The organism is Bradyrhizobium sp. USDA 4449 (assembly GCF_054056275.1).
In genome coordinates, this window is record NZ_JBSRYD010000001.1 from 1919785 (window position 1) to 1935210 (window position 15426).

Genomic DNA, 15426 nt, shown 5'->3' on the forward strand with positions numbered 1-15426 from the left:
AAACGCCTATGCGATTGCTTTGGTCGACTTACGCGCCTCGCGGCGAAGATAGGCCGCAAGGATGCCGAGTGCGGCCGGCGTCATGCCGTCGATCCGGCCGGCCTGGCCGACCGTGAACGGCCGCGCTTTCTCCAGCTTGGCCCGGACCTCGTTGGAGAGACCGGGGACTTGGCTGTAGTCGACCTCCGACAGCACCATTCCCTCGTCGCGCCTGAAAGCCTCGACGTCGGCACTCTGGCGTTCCAGATAGACATCGTATTTGGCGTCGATCTCGAGATGGGTCGCGATCACCGCGTCGATAGCGGACAGCTCCGGCCAGATCGCCCGGACCTGGCGCCAGCCGATATCGGGATAGGCCATCAGCTCGAAGGCCGAGCGTCGCTGACCATCCCGGTTCAAAGACAATCCGTGCTTGATCGCCTCGTTCGGGGTGATGGTCAGGGACTTCGAGAGAGCTCGGGCCCCGTTTAAGGCATCCATCTTGGCTCGGTGGAATCGGGTTCGGGCACTGCCGACGCAGCCGAGAGCGATCCCCTTCTCCGTCAGGCGCTGATCGGCATTGTCCGCCCGCAAGGTCAGCCGATACTCGGCCCGCGAGGTGAACATTCGATAGGGTTCGCTGATGCCGCGGGTCACGAGGTCGTCGATCATGACGCCGAGATAGCCGTCGGCGCGGTCGAACACCGTCAACGCAGCACCACTGGCTGAGAGTGCCGCATTCAGGCCGGCCACGATGCCCTGCCCGGCAGCTTCCTCATATCCCGTGGTGCCGTTAATCTGTCCCGCCAGGAAGAGACCGCGCAGTCGTTTGGTCTGGAGGGTCGGATCGAGCTCGCGGGGATCTATGTGGTCGTATTCGATGGCATAGCCCGGACGGACCATCTTCACCCGCTCCAGACCGGGAATGCTGGCGAGGATCGCGAGCTGGACCTCCTCCGGCAGCGAGGTCGAGATGCCGTTGGGATACACGGTCGTATCGTCCAGCCCTTCCGGCTCCAGGAAGATCTGATGGCCATCGCGGTCGCCGAAGCGGACGATCTTGTCCTCGATCGAGGGACAATAGCGCGGTCCCGAACTCTTGATCTGGCCGGAGTACATCGGAGAGCGATGGACATTGGCCCGGATCACCTCGTGGGTCGCTGATGTCGTCCGGGTGATCCCGCACTGGATCTGCGGGGACGTGATCCGCTCGGTCATGACCGAAAACGGCTCGGGCGGCTCGTCTCCGGGCTGCATCTCGACCGCAGACCAGTCGATGGTCGAGCCATCAAGACGTGGTGGAGTGCCGGTCTTCAACCGTCCCAGTGTGAAGCCGGCACGCTCAAATGACGTGGAAAGACCCATCGCGGGGGCCTCGCCGACCCGTCCGGCGGGCCAGTTCTTCTCGCCGAGATGGATCAGACCCCGCAGGAAGGTGCCTGTGGTGACAACCACAGCCCCTGCCCGGAGCTCACGGCCGTCAGCCAAGCGCAGTCCCGTGACCCGGCCATCGGTCACGACCAGTTCGTCGGCCTCGCCTTCGATCACCGACAGACCAGCGGTCTCCCGGATCGCCGTCTGCATCGCGGCGGCATAAAGCTTCCGGTCGGCCTGGGCCCGCGGACCTCGGACTGCGGGACCCTTGCGGCGGTTCAGCACCCGAAACTGGATGCCGCCGGCATCGCCGACCCGGCCCATCAGGCCGTCGAGGGCATCAACCTCACGCACCAGATGGCCCTTACCGAGACCACCAATGGCAGGATTGCAGGACATCGCGCCAACCGTGTCGAAACGATGTGTCAGCAGAGCGGTCGGAGCACCCATTCGGGCGGCCGCAGCCGCGGCTTCACAGCCGGCGTGGCCGCCGCCAATGACGATGACGTCGTAAATCTCTCGCTCTGATCGCATGGGCGCACTTCTAGCTCAGAGGGTGGAAAGCCGGAAGTGGAAACTGGGTGAGATGGCGTTTCACGTGAAACGGCACCGCGGCAGGCGGAGCGGCTTCGCGACACCCCATGGACAATGGGAGCGCGGGCCGTGTTTCACGTGAAACAAGCCGGCGGCGGCACGACGCTGGGCATGAGCCGTTGAGCCGTGACGCACGCGTTTTTGCGCGAAGTGAAGCAATCAGAACCCCTCGACAGGAGAGTCTGGATTGCTTCGAAGCGCGCCTCGAACGAGGCGGATGGAGCATCGCGAACAACCGCAGCGGCGCGCTGGTGTTTCACGTGAAACGAAGCGGTCCGCTCCATGTTTCACGTAAGCCGACAAGGAATGGAACAAGAGCTAGTTCTACATTAAAGAACTAGGACTACTTTCCAATGCAGAATTTCTGGAAGATGGCCCCGAGGACGTCCTCAACGTCGACCCGACCCAGCAGCCGACCGAGGGCATAGGCGGCGGCACGCAGCTCTTCGGCGGCGAGTTCTTCGCCATCTTCTACAAGCGCCAGACTCCGGCGCAAGCTGCCCGAGGCCCTGCTCAACAGATCTCGTTGACGAGCCCGGGTCAGCAATGCCCCTTCACTGGTTCCGAAGAAGTCCGCAGCGAATTTCACGAGGGACTCGACCAATTCAGGAATGCCATCGCCGCGGCTTGCCGAAATTGCGAACTCGCCCTGGGCCCCCACCCCTCCGAGATCGATCTTGTTGCGCACGACCCAGACCGGGCCCCCAGGCCGATTGCGCGATTTCGTCGCCGGATCATCGGCTCCCTTTCCGTCCACCAACCAAAGGACGAGGTCCGCGTCATCGGCGCGCGCTCGCGCGCGGCGCACGCCCTCCTGCTCGACGGGATCGTCGGTCTCGCGAATGCCGGCCGTGTCGATGACGGTAACGGGATAGCCATCGAGATCGAGCTGCACCTCGATCACGTCGCGCGTGGTGCCGGCGTGGGGCGAGACGATCGCGACGTCGCGGCGGGCGAGCTGATTCATCAACGTCGATTTTCCGACATTCGGCTCGCCCGCGATCGCGACCACTAGGCCGTCCCGCAGGCGTTCAGAATGTCCCTGTGCCGCAAGGACCTTTGTAATCTCATCGTGCAGCGCTTTGATCGCCTTCACGGCCGGCGCCCTCAATTCCGCGGGCACATCGCCTTCATCGGAAAAATCGATTCCGGCTTCGATCAGTGCCGAGGCTTCGATGATGCGCTCGCGCCAGTCGCGCGCGCGATCGCCGAGCAGGCCCCGCAGTTGGCGCAGTGCCTGGCGACGTTGGCGGTCGGTGTCGGCGTGGATCAGATCGTCGAGGCCCTCCGCTTCGATGAGGTCGAGCTTGCCGTTCTCGAAGGCGCGCCGGGTGAACTCGCCGGGTTCGGCCGCGCGGGTATTCGGAATGTTAGAAATCGCTGCGAGGAGCGCGGCCAGCACAGCGCGGCCGCCATGGACATGAAATTCGGCGACGTCCTCGCCGGTCGCACTGCCCGGCCCCGGAAACCAGAGTGCGACCGCGTCGTCGATCGGCTGGCCAGCGCTGTCACGCAGCAGCCGGCGGCTGGCCTGCCGGGGCACCGGCAATTCGCCCGCGAGGTTCGTCAGCACCAGGCTGGCCCGCGGGCCCGACACGCGCACCACGGCGATCGCGCTCGGCAGACGGCCGGACGACAGCGCAAAGATGGTCTGATCTCGCAGGTGCATGGCTTATTTGTCCGCCTCCAGGTGAAAAGGCAAACGGCGCGTCGTCTTTGCTGCAATGCAACACATACTACAGCACGTCTTCTCAGCCTCAAGTCCGTTTCGGCTCGCACCAAGGCAACTATTTTCTTGAAATATCAAACTGTTACAAGAACTTCGGCTGCGCGGCACCTCCACCGCGATGCTGCGCATTTCCCGCAGCAAAGCCGCAAGAAAAGAGGGCGCCCGAAGGCGCCCTCTGATGTTTTGCTGCATTCTGACTCAGGTATTCATGGAGTCGAAGAACTCGGAATTGCTCTTGGTCGAGCGCAGCTTGTCGAGCAGGAAATCGATCGCATCCATCGTGCCCATCGGATTCAGGATGCGGCGGAGCACGTACATCTTCTTGAGCACCTGCGGATCCGTGATGAGCTCCTCCTTGCGGGTGCCGGAGCGCGAGATGTCGATCGCCGGGAAGGTACGCTTGTCCGAGACCTTCCGGTCCAGGATGAGTTCCGAGTTGCCGGTGCCCTTGAACTCTTCGAAGATGACTTCGTCCATGCGGCTGCCGGTATCGACCAGCGCCGTCGCGATGATGGTCAGCGAGCCGCCCTCTTCGATGTTGCGGGCGGCGCCGAAGAAGCGCTTCGGCCGCTGCAGCGCGTTGGCGTCGACACCGCCGGTCAGCACCTTGCCTGACGACGGCACCACGGTGTTGTAGGCACGGCCAAGCCGCGTGATCGAATCGAGCAGGATGACGACATCGCGGCCATGCTCGACCAAGCGCTTGGCTTTTTCGATCACCATCTCAGCGACCTGGACGTGACGCACGGCCGGTTCGTCAAAGGTCGACGATACGACCTCGCCCTTCACCGAGCGCTGCATGTCAGTGACTTCTTCCGGACGCTCGTCGATCAGCAGCACGATCAGGTAGCAATCCGGGTGATTCGCAGTGATCGAATGCGCGATGTTCTGCATCAGCACGGTCTTACCCGTGCGGGGCGGCGCCACGATCAGCGCGCGCTGGCCCTTGCCGATCGGCGCGACGATGTCGATCACGCGTGCAGAAAGGTCTTTCCGCGTCGGATCGTCGATTTCCATGCGGAAACGCTGATTCGGAAACAGCGGCGTGAGGTTGTCGAAATTGACCTTGTGCTTGGCCTTTTCCGGGTCCTCGAAATTGAGCGTGTTGACCTTCAGCAGCGCGAAATAACGTTCGCCCTCTTTCGGACTCCGAATATGGCCTTCGATGGTGTCGCCGGTGCGCAGGCCGAAGCGGCGGATCTGCGAAGGCGAGACGTAGATATCATCTGGGCCCGGCAGATAATTGGCATCGGGCGAGCGGAGAAAGCCGAAGCCGTCGGACAGCACCTCGACGACGCCCTCGCCGACGATGTCGGTTTCTGCGAGCGCAAGCTGTTTGAGGATGGCGAACAGCAGCTCCTGCTTGCGCATGGTGCTGGCATTCTCGACCCCATTCTCTTCCGCGAACGAGACGAGCTCGGCCGGCGTCTTCGACTTGAGGTCCTGGAGTTTAATTTCCCGCATTGGGGTGGTCCTGTGGGGTAACCTTGGGAGGGGGTGCGAGGAGGCTCTGAAATGCGGACGTGAGAAGGTAAGGTCCGCAGGTCTGGCAAGGTTAAGTGCCGGTGGGGGCTTCAAACCTGATGCGGTGTCCGGCCTTTAAAAGAGCTCGGACACAACCACATCCGCCTGCGTTGGGTGGGATATCGCCAGTATAGAAAATCGCTTTCCACTCCGCAAGCCGAAGCGCTGAGCGATCCTTCATGTTTCCTGCCTGGAATTTCGCCTAGAACGGCTTCACGATCACCATGATGACGATGATGATCATCAGGACGGTCGGAACCTCGTTGATAATACGGAAGAATTTCTGGCTGTGCGGGCGCCGGTCGGCGGCGAAATCCCTAAGCCAGCGGGAAAAAAAGCCGTGGACCGCGGACATCGCCAGCACCATTGCCAGTTTGACGTGCAGCCAGCCGAAGCTGAACCAATGGCCGGCCCAGGCGAGATAAAGCCCAGCGAGCCAGGTGACAATCATGGCAGGATTGATGATCGCCTTGAACAGGCGGCGTTCCATGATCTTGAAGGTTTCGGACTGTTTCGAGCCGATCTCGGCCTCGCAATGATAGACGAACAGCCTGGGCAAATAGAGCATGCCGGCCATCCAGGAGATGACCGCGATCACGTGCAGCGCCTTGATCCAGAGATAGACGTCTTCAAACATGTCCGGGCATCCTTTGCCCAGCCATCAGGCGGTCTGGGGATAGTAAGAACTCGTTAAGGTCTCACCTGCACACATATCCGCCCGCAGGACCTTCCTCAAATCTAGAATCTTAGATTCTTAAGGTTTGAGTCTATGTGACCGTGGATTGGACTCACGCAATTCCGTCCGCAAGTTCACATGCGCTTGTTCACATCCATCAACATATCCCAGCGGGTTCTCGCGCCGTTCGATAAGTCAGCCAGCTTCAATGGCTTGCGCCGTCCTGTCGGCAGCTTATCAAAGGGGTTATCCGCGCCGTCCCGTTTCCATGTCGGCGGGGCTTCGGACTTGTTCTGACGGGCAGTGATGTGAAGAAAATTGGCACTTGTCCCGCCCCTGGTGTCGCACAACCCTTTCCGAGAGGTTAAGGTCCACAGAAATCCACAGATCACACCGACTCCATACAAAGGGTTTTTGTGCCGACCTCGAACAATTATTTCCATCTGCACCTGGTCTCCGACTCCACCGGCGAAACGCTGATCACGGTCGCGCGCGCCGTCGCCGCGCAATATGCCAACGTCACGCCGGTCGAACATGTCTATCCCCTGGTGCGCAGCCAGAAGCAGCTTGACCGTGTGCTCGACGAGATCGAGGAAGCCCCTGGCATCGTGCTGTTCACGCTGCTGGAGAAGGACCTGGTCTCCAGGCTCGAGGACAAGTGCAAGGCGATCAACGTGCCGAGCCTCTCGATCATCGGCCCGGTCATGCAATTGTTCGAAGCCTATCTCGGCGCCGCGACCACCGGTCGCGTCGGTGCGCAGCACGTGCTCAATGCCGAATATTTCAAGCGCATCGACGCGCTGAACTACACGATGATCCACGATGACGGCCAGCACGTCGAAGGGCTCGAGGAAGCCGACGTCGTCCTGGTCGGTGTGTCCCGCACCTCCAAGACGCCGACGTCGATCTATCTCGCCAACCGCGGCATCCGCACGGCCAACGTGCCGCTTGTTCCCGGCATTCCCGTTCCACCGCAACTGGAGACGCTGACCCGGCCGCTGGTGGTGAGCCTGCACGCGACGCCGGAGCGTTTGATCCAGATTCGTCAGAACCGCCTGCTTTCCATGGGCGCCGAATCGGGATCCGGCAGCGACAGCTATACCGACAGGCAGTCGGTCACCGAGGAGGTCGCCTTTGCGCGCAAGCTGAGCGCCAAGCACGATTGGCCGTTGCTGGACGTGACGCGGCGTTCGATCGAGGAAACCGCAGCCGCGATCATGAAGCTCTATAGCGATCGCCAGCGCAACCGGCCCTTGGAATAGGGTTCGAGATGGCTTTGTGGCGCGGCAAAACTCCGTTGATCCTGGCCTCGCAGAGCAGCGCGCGCAAAATGCTGCTGGCGAACGCCGGGCTCGACTTCGAGGCGGTGACGGCTGATGTCGACGAACGCGGCATTCAGGCCGCGTCAAAGCTTTCGAATCCGCGCCAGATTGCCCTGCTGCTGGCACGCGAGAAGGCAAACGCGGTCTCAGTCCATCGTCCCGGAAGCCATGTGATCGGTGCCGACCAGACCCTGGCGCTGGGGGATCGTCTCTTCAACAAACCCGCCGGCCGCGCACAGGCGTTGGCGCAATTGCACGATCTCTCCGGTAACACGCACGAGCTGAATTCCGCCGTCGCCGTCGCACATGACGGCAGGATTGTCTTCGAGGATGTCTCGGTCGCACGCATGACCATGCGGCCAATGTCCGAGGCTGAGCTGTCAGCCTATCTCGATGCCGCAGGCGACGCCGTCACCACGAGCGTCGGCGCTTATCAGCTCGAAGGTCTCGGCATCCATCTGTTCGAGCGCATCGAGGGGGACCATTTCACCGTTCTGGGCCTGCCGCTGCTGGCGCTGCTTGCGTTCCTGCGGCGCGAACAGCTAATTGCGGTGTGACTGACAGGGATGGTTTTGCGCCGATGCGGATTCTCGGACTGACCGGCTCGATCGGGATGGGCAAATCCACCACCGCGAAATTGTTCGCGGAGGCCGGCGTTCCCGTCTACGACGCCGATGCGGCCGTCCATCAACTCTATCAAGGCGAGGCCGCGCCCGCCATCGAGGCCGCCTTCCCCGGCACCACCGCGAACGGCAAGGTCGACCGGCCCAAACTGTCCGCGCGCGTCGTTCATGATCCCGCCGCGATCAAGCAGCTGGAACAGATCGTCCATCCGATGCTCGGCGCCTCCCGGCAAAAATTCTTTGCTGACGCGGAAGCCGCCAGGGCGCCGGTGGTGGTCCTGGATATTCCCTTGCTGTTCGAGACCGGCGGCGAGAAACGGGTCGACGCGGTCGTTGTGGTCTCGACCTCGCCCGAACTGCAGCGCGAGCGCGTGCTGGCGCGCGGAACCATGGACGAGGCCAAGCTCGATGCCATCATAGCCAAGCAGATGCCCGACGCCGAAAAGCGCAAGCGGGCTGATTTCGTGGTGGATACCTCACACGGACTTGAGCCGGTGCGCGCGCAAATCACGCACATCCTGACCGAGGTCGTTAAGATGCCGCAGCGGCGAGCCTGATTCGCTGTCCACACCGGCATCTCAGATCTCTTAGAACATGCGTGAAATCGTTCTCGATACCGAAACCACCGGCCTCGATCCGTTGCGCGGTGATCGCCTGGTCGAAATCGGCTGCGTCGAGATTTTCAATCGCATGCCGACGGGACAGACCTATCACGTCTATATCAATCCCGAGCGTGACATGCCGGCGGAAGCCTTCGCGGTGCACGGGCTATCGGCCGAATTTCTCTCGACCAAGCCGCTGTTCCACGAGGTGGTCGACGATTTTCTGGCCTTCATCGGCGACGCGCCGCTGGTGATCCACAACGCCTCCTTCGACATCAGCTTCATCAATGCCGAGCTCGACCGGATCAAGCGCGCCGCGATCCCGCGTGAGCGGCTGGTCGATACGCTGCTGCTGGCGCGCCGCAAGCATCCGGGCGTGTCGAACCGGCTCGACGATCTCTGCTCGCGCTATTCGATCGACAATTCGCACCGCACCAAGCACGGCGCGCTGCTCGATTCCGAGCTGCTGGCGGAAGTCTATGTTGATCTGGTCGGGGCGCGGCAGTCGCAGCTCCTGCTGGCATCGGAAGCCCAGGAGATTCGCGTGAATGCCGGCAGCGATACACCGCGGCGGCAGCGGCCCGTGCCGCTTGCGCCGCGGGTGTCAGACGCCGAGCGCGAGGCCCATCGGGCCTTCATCGCGACGATGGGCGAAAAAGCGATCTGGAACGAGTTTTTGCCCGCTCCAGCTGCCACGCCTGCCGGTTAGGCCTGGCCGACCTGGCCACCGGCGGCCATTTGCCGTTCCATGTTCTGGCGATACAGACCGACGAAGTCCACCGGGTCCAGCATCAGCGGCGGGAACCCGCCGTCGCGCACCGCCGTTGCGATGATTTCGCGGGCGAACGGGAACAGCAGTCGCGGGCACTCGATCATGACCAGCGGGTGCAGGTTCTCCTTCGGCACATTGGCAATGCGGAACACGCCGGCATAGGCGAGCTCGAACGAGAACATCACCTTGCCTGCGGTTTCGGCCTTGCCCTCGACCGCCAGCGTCACCTCGAACTCGGTTTCGCTGAGATTGCTGGCGTTGACATTGATCTGGATGTTGATCTGGGGCGGCTGGCTCTGCTGCTGGAGCGAGCTCGGCGCGTTCGGATTTTCGAACGAGAGGTCCTTGGTATATTGCGCCAGCACGTTGAGCTGGGGAGCCTGGGCCGCGTCGGGAGGCGTGCCGTTACCGTTGGTCATCAAAGTGTCTCCTTACCCGATTTGGGCTGAATTTCGCGGCGGTTGGCTAACATAGGCCCGCCTCATTCCACAAGGACGAACGGCTCCAAAGCCTCGATCGGGGCCGCGCCCGCAATTGCGACATCTGACCTGCCCCGGACACGAAATCGGACGTTAAACGCTTGAAGATGCGCGATTTCCGCCCAGGATCGGGTTTCCCCTCGAGCATAAAACGCGCTACACTTCGCACTGTGCCAAAAGGCGCCATTGGCCGGGCCAGATTTCGTGCCTACATCGGGCGGACGTGACGCGCGGGCCTAAAAGGGTGATGTCATCTTGCCGTTCCGGTATGGAACGGTCTACTGGCCGGATTGATTTTTCCGGCAGCGACCCCAAAGAAGACCTGAGTAAAGACCAGAAAGCGATACGACGTGGACATCTACACCATCATCTTTCTTGCGCTGGCGGTCTTTATCTTCCTGCGACTGCGTAGCGTGTTGGGCCAACGAACCGGCAATGAGCGGCCGCCGTTCGATCGCACGGCCCGCAATGCGCTGGGTGGTGCCCCCGACAAGAACGTCGTGACCATGCCGGGCAAGGTAATCGACCAGGCTCCGCTGCCGCCGACCGCCGAGCCGGCCGCGCCCTCCGACCGTTGGAAGGGCCTCGCCGAGCCAGGGACCGCGCTGGCCCAAGGCCTCGACGCCATCGTCGACAGGGATTCCACTTTCGACCCGCGCCATTTCATCTCGGGCGCCCGCGGCGCTTACGAGATGATCGTGCTGGCCTTTGCCAATGGTGATCGCCGCGCGCTGCGCGACCTCTTGTCTTCGGAGGTCTATGAGAGCTTCGACGCAGCCATCAGGGAACGCGAGAAGAACGATCAGAAGACCGAGACGCGTTTCGTCTCGATCGACAAGGCCGAGCTCGTCGGCGCCGAACTGCGCGACCGTACGGCCCAGCTCACCGTGCGCTTCGTGTCGCAGATGATTTCGGTGACCCGCGATAAGGTCGGCAACATCGTCGACGGCAACGCCGACAAGGTCGCCGATATCACCGACATCTGGACTTTCGCCCGCGACACCACCTCTCGCGATCCGAACTGGAAGCTGGTTGGCACCGGAAGCGCGAACTAAGACCTTCCTGAAGACCAGCGCGACCGCCCTTTGCGCAGGTCTTGTCGTGCTGGCTTCGTTTTCGCTTGGCGCCGAGGCTGCACGGCGCCACTACCGCAGCCATTACCATCACGTTCCCGAAGTGGCCGCGATCCCTCCGCGCGCCTTGCCCTATCCGCAGCTCCCTCTCCCGTTCGAAATTCCCGGCGCGCAATATCTGCCGGTGGCCTGGGCCGACGTGAAGGGCTGGGGCGATGACGATCATCTCGCCGCCTACAAGACTTTCCGCGCCAGCTGCCATTCGATCAATGCGCAGACCGCTCCGCCCGAGCCGAAAGCCTTGGCCGGCTCGCTGATTGAACCCTGCCGAGCCGCCAAGTCGCTCGACAAGTCACGCGAGCCGACCGACGACGCGGCCGCAAAGAGCTTTTTCGAGGCAAACTTTTCGCCGCTGCGCATCTCGCGGCTCGGCGAGCCCGACGGCTTCGTCACCGGCTATTACGAGCCGGTGCTGGACGGTTCGCGCACCCAGACCGACGTTTACAACGTTCCGGTCTATCGTCGTCCCTCGAACCTGTTCGTGCGCGGCTTCAACCAGGCCTCCGTCAGCCTGCCCAACAAGGGACCGGTCTATCGCAAGATCGGTCGCCGCAAGCTGGTGCCCTACTACGACCGTGGGGAGATCGAGGACGGCAAGATCGCCGGTCGCGGGCTGGAGATCGCCTGGCTGAAGGACCCGACCGATCTGCTGTTTGCCCAGATCCAGGGCTCGGCGCGGATCAAGTTCGACGACGGCAGCAGCATCAGGCTCAATTACGATTCCTACAACGGCTATCCCTACACGGCCGTGGGACGCATCCTGATCGAGCGCGGCATCATTCCGAAGGAAGAGATGTCGATGCAGAAGATCAGGGAATGGATGGCGCAGAACCCTGATGGTGCCAAGGAGCTGCGGCGCCAGAACCGCTCCTACATCTTCTTCCACGAGGTCAACCTGTCCGACAAGGACGAGGCGGTCGGCGCGCAGGGCATCCCGCTGACGGCCGGCCGTTCGATTGCGGTCGACAAGTCGCTGCATGTCTATGGCACGCCGTTCTTCATCGAGGGCGAGCTGCCGCTCGAGTCCGATCGCGCCAAGACGCCGTTCCATCGACTGATGATCGCGCAGGACACCGGCTCGGCGATCATAGGTCCCGCCCGCGCGGATCTCTATTTCGGCGCGGGCGCTGACGCCGGCCGCGTCTCGGGCCGGCTGCGGCACCCCATGCATTTCGTGATGCTGGTGCCGAAGAGCCTCGATCCGAATTTGCGCGCTGCGCGGCTGCCGGTGCCGGATCCGCGGCCGTCGGAGAAGATCGCAAAACTGTTTCCTCAGCCGGCCGTTTCAACGCCGGTCAAAGACGAGACCGTGGCCATTGCCGGCCCGGTGCCGCTGCCGTCGCCGCGTCCTGTGATAGAACCTGCCCGCGAACCGCGCAGGCATATGAAAAGCCGTTCCCAGCAATGAAGCGATCGTCCCGTCCGCCCGTGCTGGAGCCGCGTCCCCCACGCCGTCGTGTGCTCACCGAGGAAGATCACGAGCTGTGGGAGCTCGTGGCAAGGCAGGTCAAGCCGCTGCGGAAACATCGCGCGACGAAGCTGCACGCCGCGCCGCGCGCCGAGCCGTCGCCGGTATCGCCGGCTGCCAAGCCCGCGCTGTCGCCGCGGCTGTCGGCTGCTCCGCCCGCGCTGCGTCCATCGAAGCCGGCGATGCCGCCGCTCGCCCCGCTCGGCAAGCGCGAACGGACGAAGCTGTCGCGCGGCCGCAGCGAGATCGAGGCACGGCTCGATTTGCACGGCATGACTCAGATGCGCGCTCATCGCGCCCTGACCGGCTTCCTTCATCGCGCCCATCACGAGGGCCTGACCTTCGTGCTCGTCATCACCGGCAAGGGCCGCAGCGGCGGTGAAAGCGGCGTGCTCCGCCGCCAGGTGCCGGAATGGCTGAGCCTGCCGGAATTTCGTGCCTTCGTGGTCGGGTTTGAACAGGCTGCAATCGGGCATGGCGGCGAGGGTGCGCTGTACGTGCGGATCAGGCGGGCGCGATTTTAGTGGAATCGAGCGAGCCCCGGGGCTCCTCTTGCCGCTCCCCGCTTGCGGGAGAGGGGGCGCACCGCCTATGTGGCTACTTATGACTCCTAAAACGGCCGGACGATGCCGACGCGCGGAATCAGCGTGATGATCAGGCCGAAAATATTGGTCTTCTTGTCCTCGGCCGGTATCACCGGCGTCTCGTGCTTCGCCGGCAGCATCTTCACAGCGTGCAGGATCAGGAACATGCAGACCGCCCAGCTCGACATCCAGCGCGAATAGTCGAACACCATCGCGAACATCACGACATAGCCAAGGCTGACGCCGATCAGCGCCGCGACGATCAGGCGTCGGTGCAGATCGCTCGCCAGTGCGCGGATCAGATCGGACAAATAGCGCCACAGCGGCGTGTGCAGCCAGATCAGCAGCGCGAACACGGGAATGCCGAGGCTGTTATGCGGCAGCCAGGCCCAGGTGTCGGAAATCTCCTTCGAGAGCGGCTGGTACCAGATATAGGCGAATTGCAGCAGATCGGTGCGCGAGGGATCGACCATCCGGGTCTTCAGATAGGCCACGAAATCCGCTTCGGGGATCGGCATCGTTCCGAGGAACTGGGCCGCGAAGAACAGCGCGGAAACGGCGACGACGGCCACGACGCCAAACCCGATGTTGGTCCGGTTGCAGCCGTAGGTCAGGTAGTGCCTGATCACGACGATGGTGATGATCGTCGGCACATACATCAGCAGATGGATGTGGTGGATCAGGACGAGGATGATCGAGAACAGCGCCGCCGTCGCCACGAACAGCAGTGACCGCGCCGGCATCAGCAGCAGCACGAGCGCCAGCAGGCAGCCATAGATGTCGAAATGTCCGAGCGTGTGCATGAAGTTCTTGAGAAAGTACGGCGAGCCCGCGATGAAGACGAAGAGCGGCAGCGTCTTGGCGGTGAAGCCGAACGTCTTCTGGAACAGCCTGAGATAGAGTCCCAGCGTCACCAGCCACGCCGCGCCTGAAATCGCGAATACCAGCCAGACCGGCACCTTGTCCGTGAACAGCGCGACGATCGCTCCGATCAGCGCGCGCTTGATGAAGCCGAAATGGTAGTCGACGAGCAGATGGATATAGGGGACGTAAGGCGGCAGCTTCACCTTGTGGATGAACACGCCGACGATCACCGCCGCGTTGATCGCGAGCAGCAGCCGCCAGGGATTTTTCTTGAGGTCGGCGATCACGTGGCACCCGCGGCGGGTCGAACTCCGCCGTCGTCTCTGGCCTGGTGTGCAATTTCGCACCAGGCCAGGGACGACAGTGGGATTGATAGCTGGACTGGCCCGATTTTACAAAATGAACCGGCTCAGATCGGCGTTCTTGGCGAGGTCGCCGACGTGTTTCTGCACGAAATCGGCATCGACCCGAACGGTCTCGCCGTTGCGGTCGGGGGCAGTGAAGGAGATCTCGTCCAGCACCCGCTCCATGACCGTCTGCAGCCGCCTTGCGCCGATGTTCTCGACGGTGGAATTGACGGCGACGGCGACGTCGGCGAGCGCGTCGATGGCGCTGTCGGTGATGTCGAGCGTCACGCCCTCGGTATGCATCAAGGCGACATATTGCTTGATCAGCGAGGCCTCGGGCTCGGTCAGGATGCGACGCATGTCGTCGCGAGTCAGCGCCTGCAGCTCGACGCGGATCGGCAGGCGGCCCTGCAATTCCGGCAGCAGGTCGGACGGCTTGGCGACGTGGAAGGCGCCAGAGGCAATGAACAGGATGTGGTCGGTCTTCACCGCGCCATGCTTCGTCGACACCGTGGTGCCTTCGATGAGGGGCAAGAGATCGCGCTGCACGCCTTCGCGCGAGACATCGCCGGCGGCGCGGCCTTCACGGGCGCAGATCTTGTCGATCTCGTCGAGGAAGACGATGCCGTTGTTCTCGACCGCGCTGATCGCCTCCAGCGTCAGCTGATCGGTGTCCAGCAGCTTGTCCGATTCCTCGTTGACGAGGATCTCGTGCGAACCCTCGACCGTCAGCCGCCGCGTCTTGCTGCGGCCGCCCAGCTTGCCGAAGATGTCGCCGATCGAGATCGCGCCCATCTGCGCGCCCGGCATGCCCGGGATCTCGAACATCGGCATGCCGCCGCCTGACGACTGCGTCTCGATCTCGATTTCCTTGTCGTTGAGCTCGCCGGCGCGCAGCTTCTTGCGGAAGGATTCCCGGGTGGCCGAGCTGGCATTGGCGCCGACCAGCGCATCGAGCACGCGCTCTTCGGCTGCGAGCTGGGCGCGGGCCTGCACGTCCTTGCGCTTGCGTTCGCGCACCTGGGCAATCGCAACCTCGACGAGGTCGCGCACGATCTGCTCGACGTCGCGTCCGACATAGCCGACCTCGGTGAACTTGGTCGCCTCGACCTTCAGGAATGGCGCATTCGCGAGCTTGGCAAGCCGTCGCGCGATCTCCGTCTTGCCAACGCCGGTCGGCCCGATCATCAGGATGTTCTTCGGCAGCACTTCCTCGCGCAGCGAGCCCGTGAGCTGCTGCCTGCGCCAGCGGTTGCGCAGCGCGATCGAGACGGCGCGCTTGGCGTCGGTCTGGCCGACGATGAAACGGTCGAGTTCGGAAACGATTTCGCGGGGGGAGAAGTCTGTCATGGGACC

14 protein-coding genes are annotated in these 15426 nt (G+C 62.9%); 7 read left to right on the plus strand and 7 right to left on the minus strand.

Annotated features, from left to right (window positions below):
* Window positions 1–6: 6 nt before the first annotated feature.
* From mnmG to hemJ, 4 genes are all read right to left on the minus strand, one after another.
* Window positions 7–1887 (minus strand): tRNA uridine-5-carboxymethylaminomethyl(34) synthesis enzyme MnmG, encoded by a 1881-nt coding sequence (gene mnmG / locus ACVIIW_RS09145; RefSeq protein WP_456700439.1) that lies wholly within the window; start codon window positions 1885–1887, stop codon window positions 7–9.
* Window positions 1888–2290: 403 nt separating this feature from the next.
* Complete coding sequence (mnmE, locus tag ACVIIW_RS09150) at window positions 2291–3616, minus strand: tRNA uridine-5-carboxymethylaminomethyl(34) synthesis GTPase MnmE (RefSeq protein WP_456700440.1); 1326 nt, start codon at window positions 3614–3616, stop codon at window positions 2291–2293.
* Between the two features lie 258 nt (window positions 3617–3874).
* On the minus strand, window positions 3875–5140 hold the full coding sequence (rho, locus tag ACVIIW_RS09155; protein WP_092232423.1) for a transcription termination factor Rho: 1266 nt from the start codon (window positions 5138–5140) through the stop codon (window positions 3875–3877).
* A gap of 262 nt (window positions 5141–5402) precedes the next feature.
* Window positions 5403–5837 (minus strand): protoporphyrinogen oxidase HemJ, encoded by a 435-nt coding sequence (gene hemJ / locus ACVIIW_RS09160; RefSeq protein WP_456700441.1) that lies wholly within the window; start codon window positions 5835–5837, stop codon window positions 5403–5405.
* A gap of 455 nt (window positions 5838–6292) precedes the next feature.
* On the opposite strand from hemJ, the gene ACVIIW_RS09165 reads away from it, so the two are divergent.
* Genes ACVIIW_RS09165 through dnaQ form a run of 4 tightly spaced genes read left to right on the plus strand, consistent with a single transcriptional unit; the run spans window position 6293 to window position 9132 of the window.
* Entirely contained in the window at window positions 6293–7138 is an 846-nt protein-coding gene (locus tag ACVIIW_RS09165) for a pyruvate, water dikinase regulatory protein (RefSeq protein WP_456700442.1), read from the plus strand.
* Window positions 7139–7146: 8 nt separating this feature from the next.
* On the plus strand, window positions 7147–7755 hold the full coding sequence (locus ACVIIW_RS09170) for a Maf family nucleotide pyrophosphatase (protein ID WP_456700443.1): 609 nt from the start codon (window positions 7147–7149) through the stop codon (window positions 7753–7755).
* 23 nt (window positions 7756–7778) lie between these two features.
* Window positions 7779–8378, plus strand: a complete 600-nt coding sequence (coaE, locus tag ACVIIW_RS09175) for a dephospho-CoA kinase (protein ID WP_456700444.1) — start codon at window positions 7779–7781, stop codon at window positions 8376–8378.
* A 37-nt stretch (window positions 8379–8415) separates the two neighbouring features.
* Window positions 8416–9132, plus strand: coding sequence for a DNA polymerase III subunit epsilon (dnaQ, locus tag ACVIIW_RS09180; RefSeq protein ID WP_456700445.1), 717 nt, complete (start codon window positions 8416–8418; stop codon window positions 9130–9132).
* Here dnaQ and secB read toward each other — a convergent pair.
* On the minus strand, window positions 9129–9614 hold the full coding sequence (secB, locus tag ACVIIW_RS09185; RefSeq protein ID WP_456700446.1) for a protein-export chaperone SecB: 486 nt from the start codon (window positions 9612–9614) through the stop codon (window positions 9129–9131). The two genes, dnaQ and secB, sit on opposite strands and share 4 nt — an antisense overlap.
* A gap of 410 nt (window positions 9615–10024) precedes the next feature.
* Here secB and ACVIIW_RS09190 point away from each other — a divergent pair, with 410 nt between their 5' ends.
* From ACVIIW_RS09190 to ACVIIW_RS09200, 3 genes are read left to right on the plus strand one after another with little or no spacing between them, the layout of a single operon-like run.
* Window positions 10025–10729, plus strand: a complete 705-nt coding sequence (locus tag ACVIIW_RS09190) for a Tim44/TimA family putative adaptor protein (protein ID WP_456700447.1) — start codon at window positions 10025–10027, stop codon at window positions 10727–10729.
* Window positions 10707–12215 carry a murein transglycosylase A gene (mltA, locus tag ACVIIW_RS09195; protein WP_456700448.1) on the plus strand — a complete coding sequence of 503 codons (1509 nt, stop codon included), beginning with the start codon at window positions 10707–10709 and terminating at the stop codon, window positions 12213–12215. The genes ACVIIW_RS09190 and mltA overlap by 23 nt, the downstream gene beginning before the upstream one ends.
* Window positions 12212–12799 carry a Smr/MutS family protein gene (locus ACVIIW_RS09200; protein ID WP_456700449.1) on the plus strand — a complete coding sequence of 196 codons (588 nt, stop codon included), beginning with the start codon at window positions 12212–12214 and terminating at the stop codon, window positions 12797–12799. Before mltA ends, ACVIIW_RS09200 begins: the two co-directional genes overlap by 4 nt.
* A gap of 86 nt (window positions 12800–12885) precedes the next feature.
* Here the strand turns inward: ACVIIW_RS09200 and ACVIIW_RS09205 are convergent, their stop codons facing one another.
* Window positions 12886–14010: a hypothetical protein gene (locus ACVIIW_RS09205; RefSeq protein ID WP_456700450.1), complete on the minus strand. Its 1125-nt coding sequence runs from the start codon at window positions 14008–14010 to the stop codon at window positions 12886–12888.
* A gap of 105 nt (window positions 14011–14115) precedes the next feature.
* Window positions 14116–15420: an ATP-dependent protease ATPase subunit HslU gene (hslU, locus tag ACVIIW_RS09210; protein ID WP_456700451.1), complete on the minus strand. Its 1305-nt coding sequence runs from the start codon at window positions 15418–15420 to the stop codon at window positions 14116–14118.
* Window positions 15421–15426 lie beyond the last annotated feature (6 nt).

Coding starts and splice junctions, on each gene's coding strand:
- rho (WP_092232423.1), bottom strand. CDS start 5,140: ATGCGGGAAATTAAACTCCAGGACCTCAAGTCGAAGACGCCGGCCGAG.
- mnmE (WP_456700440.1), bottom strand. CDS start 3,616: ATGCACCTGCGAGATCAGACCATCTTTGCGCTGTCGTCCGGCCGTCTG.
- coaE (WP_456700444.1), top strand. CDS start 7,779: ATGCGGATTCTCGGACTGACCGGCTCGATCGGGATGGGCAAATCCACC.
- dnaQ (WP_456700445.1), top strand. CDS start 8,416: ATGCGTGAAATCGTTCTCGATACCGAAACCACCGGCCTCGATCCGTTG.
- ACVIIW_RS09200 (WP_456700449.1), top strand. CDS start 12,212: ATGAAGCGATCGTCCCGTCCGCCCGTGCTGGAGCCGCGTCCCCCACGC.
- hemJ (WP_456700441.1), bottom strand. CDS start 5,837: ATGTTTGAAGACGTCTATCTCTGGATCAAGGCGCTGCACGTGATCGCG.
- mnmG (WP_456700439.1), bottom strand. CDS start 1,887: ATGCGATCAGAGCGAGAGATTTACGACGTCATCGTCATTGGCGGCGGC.
- ACVIIW_RS09170 (WP_456700443.1), top strand. CDS start 7,147: ATGGCTTTGTGGCGCGGCAAAACTCCGTTGATCCTGGCCTCGCAGAGC.
- hslU (WP_456700451.1), bottom strand. CDS start 15,420: ATGACAGACTTCTCCCCCCGCGAAATCGTTTCCGAACTCGACCGTTTC.
- secB (WP_456700446.1), bottom strand. CDS start 9,614: ATGACCAACGGTAACGGCACGCCTCCCGACGCGGCCCAGGCTCCCCAG.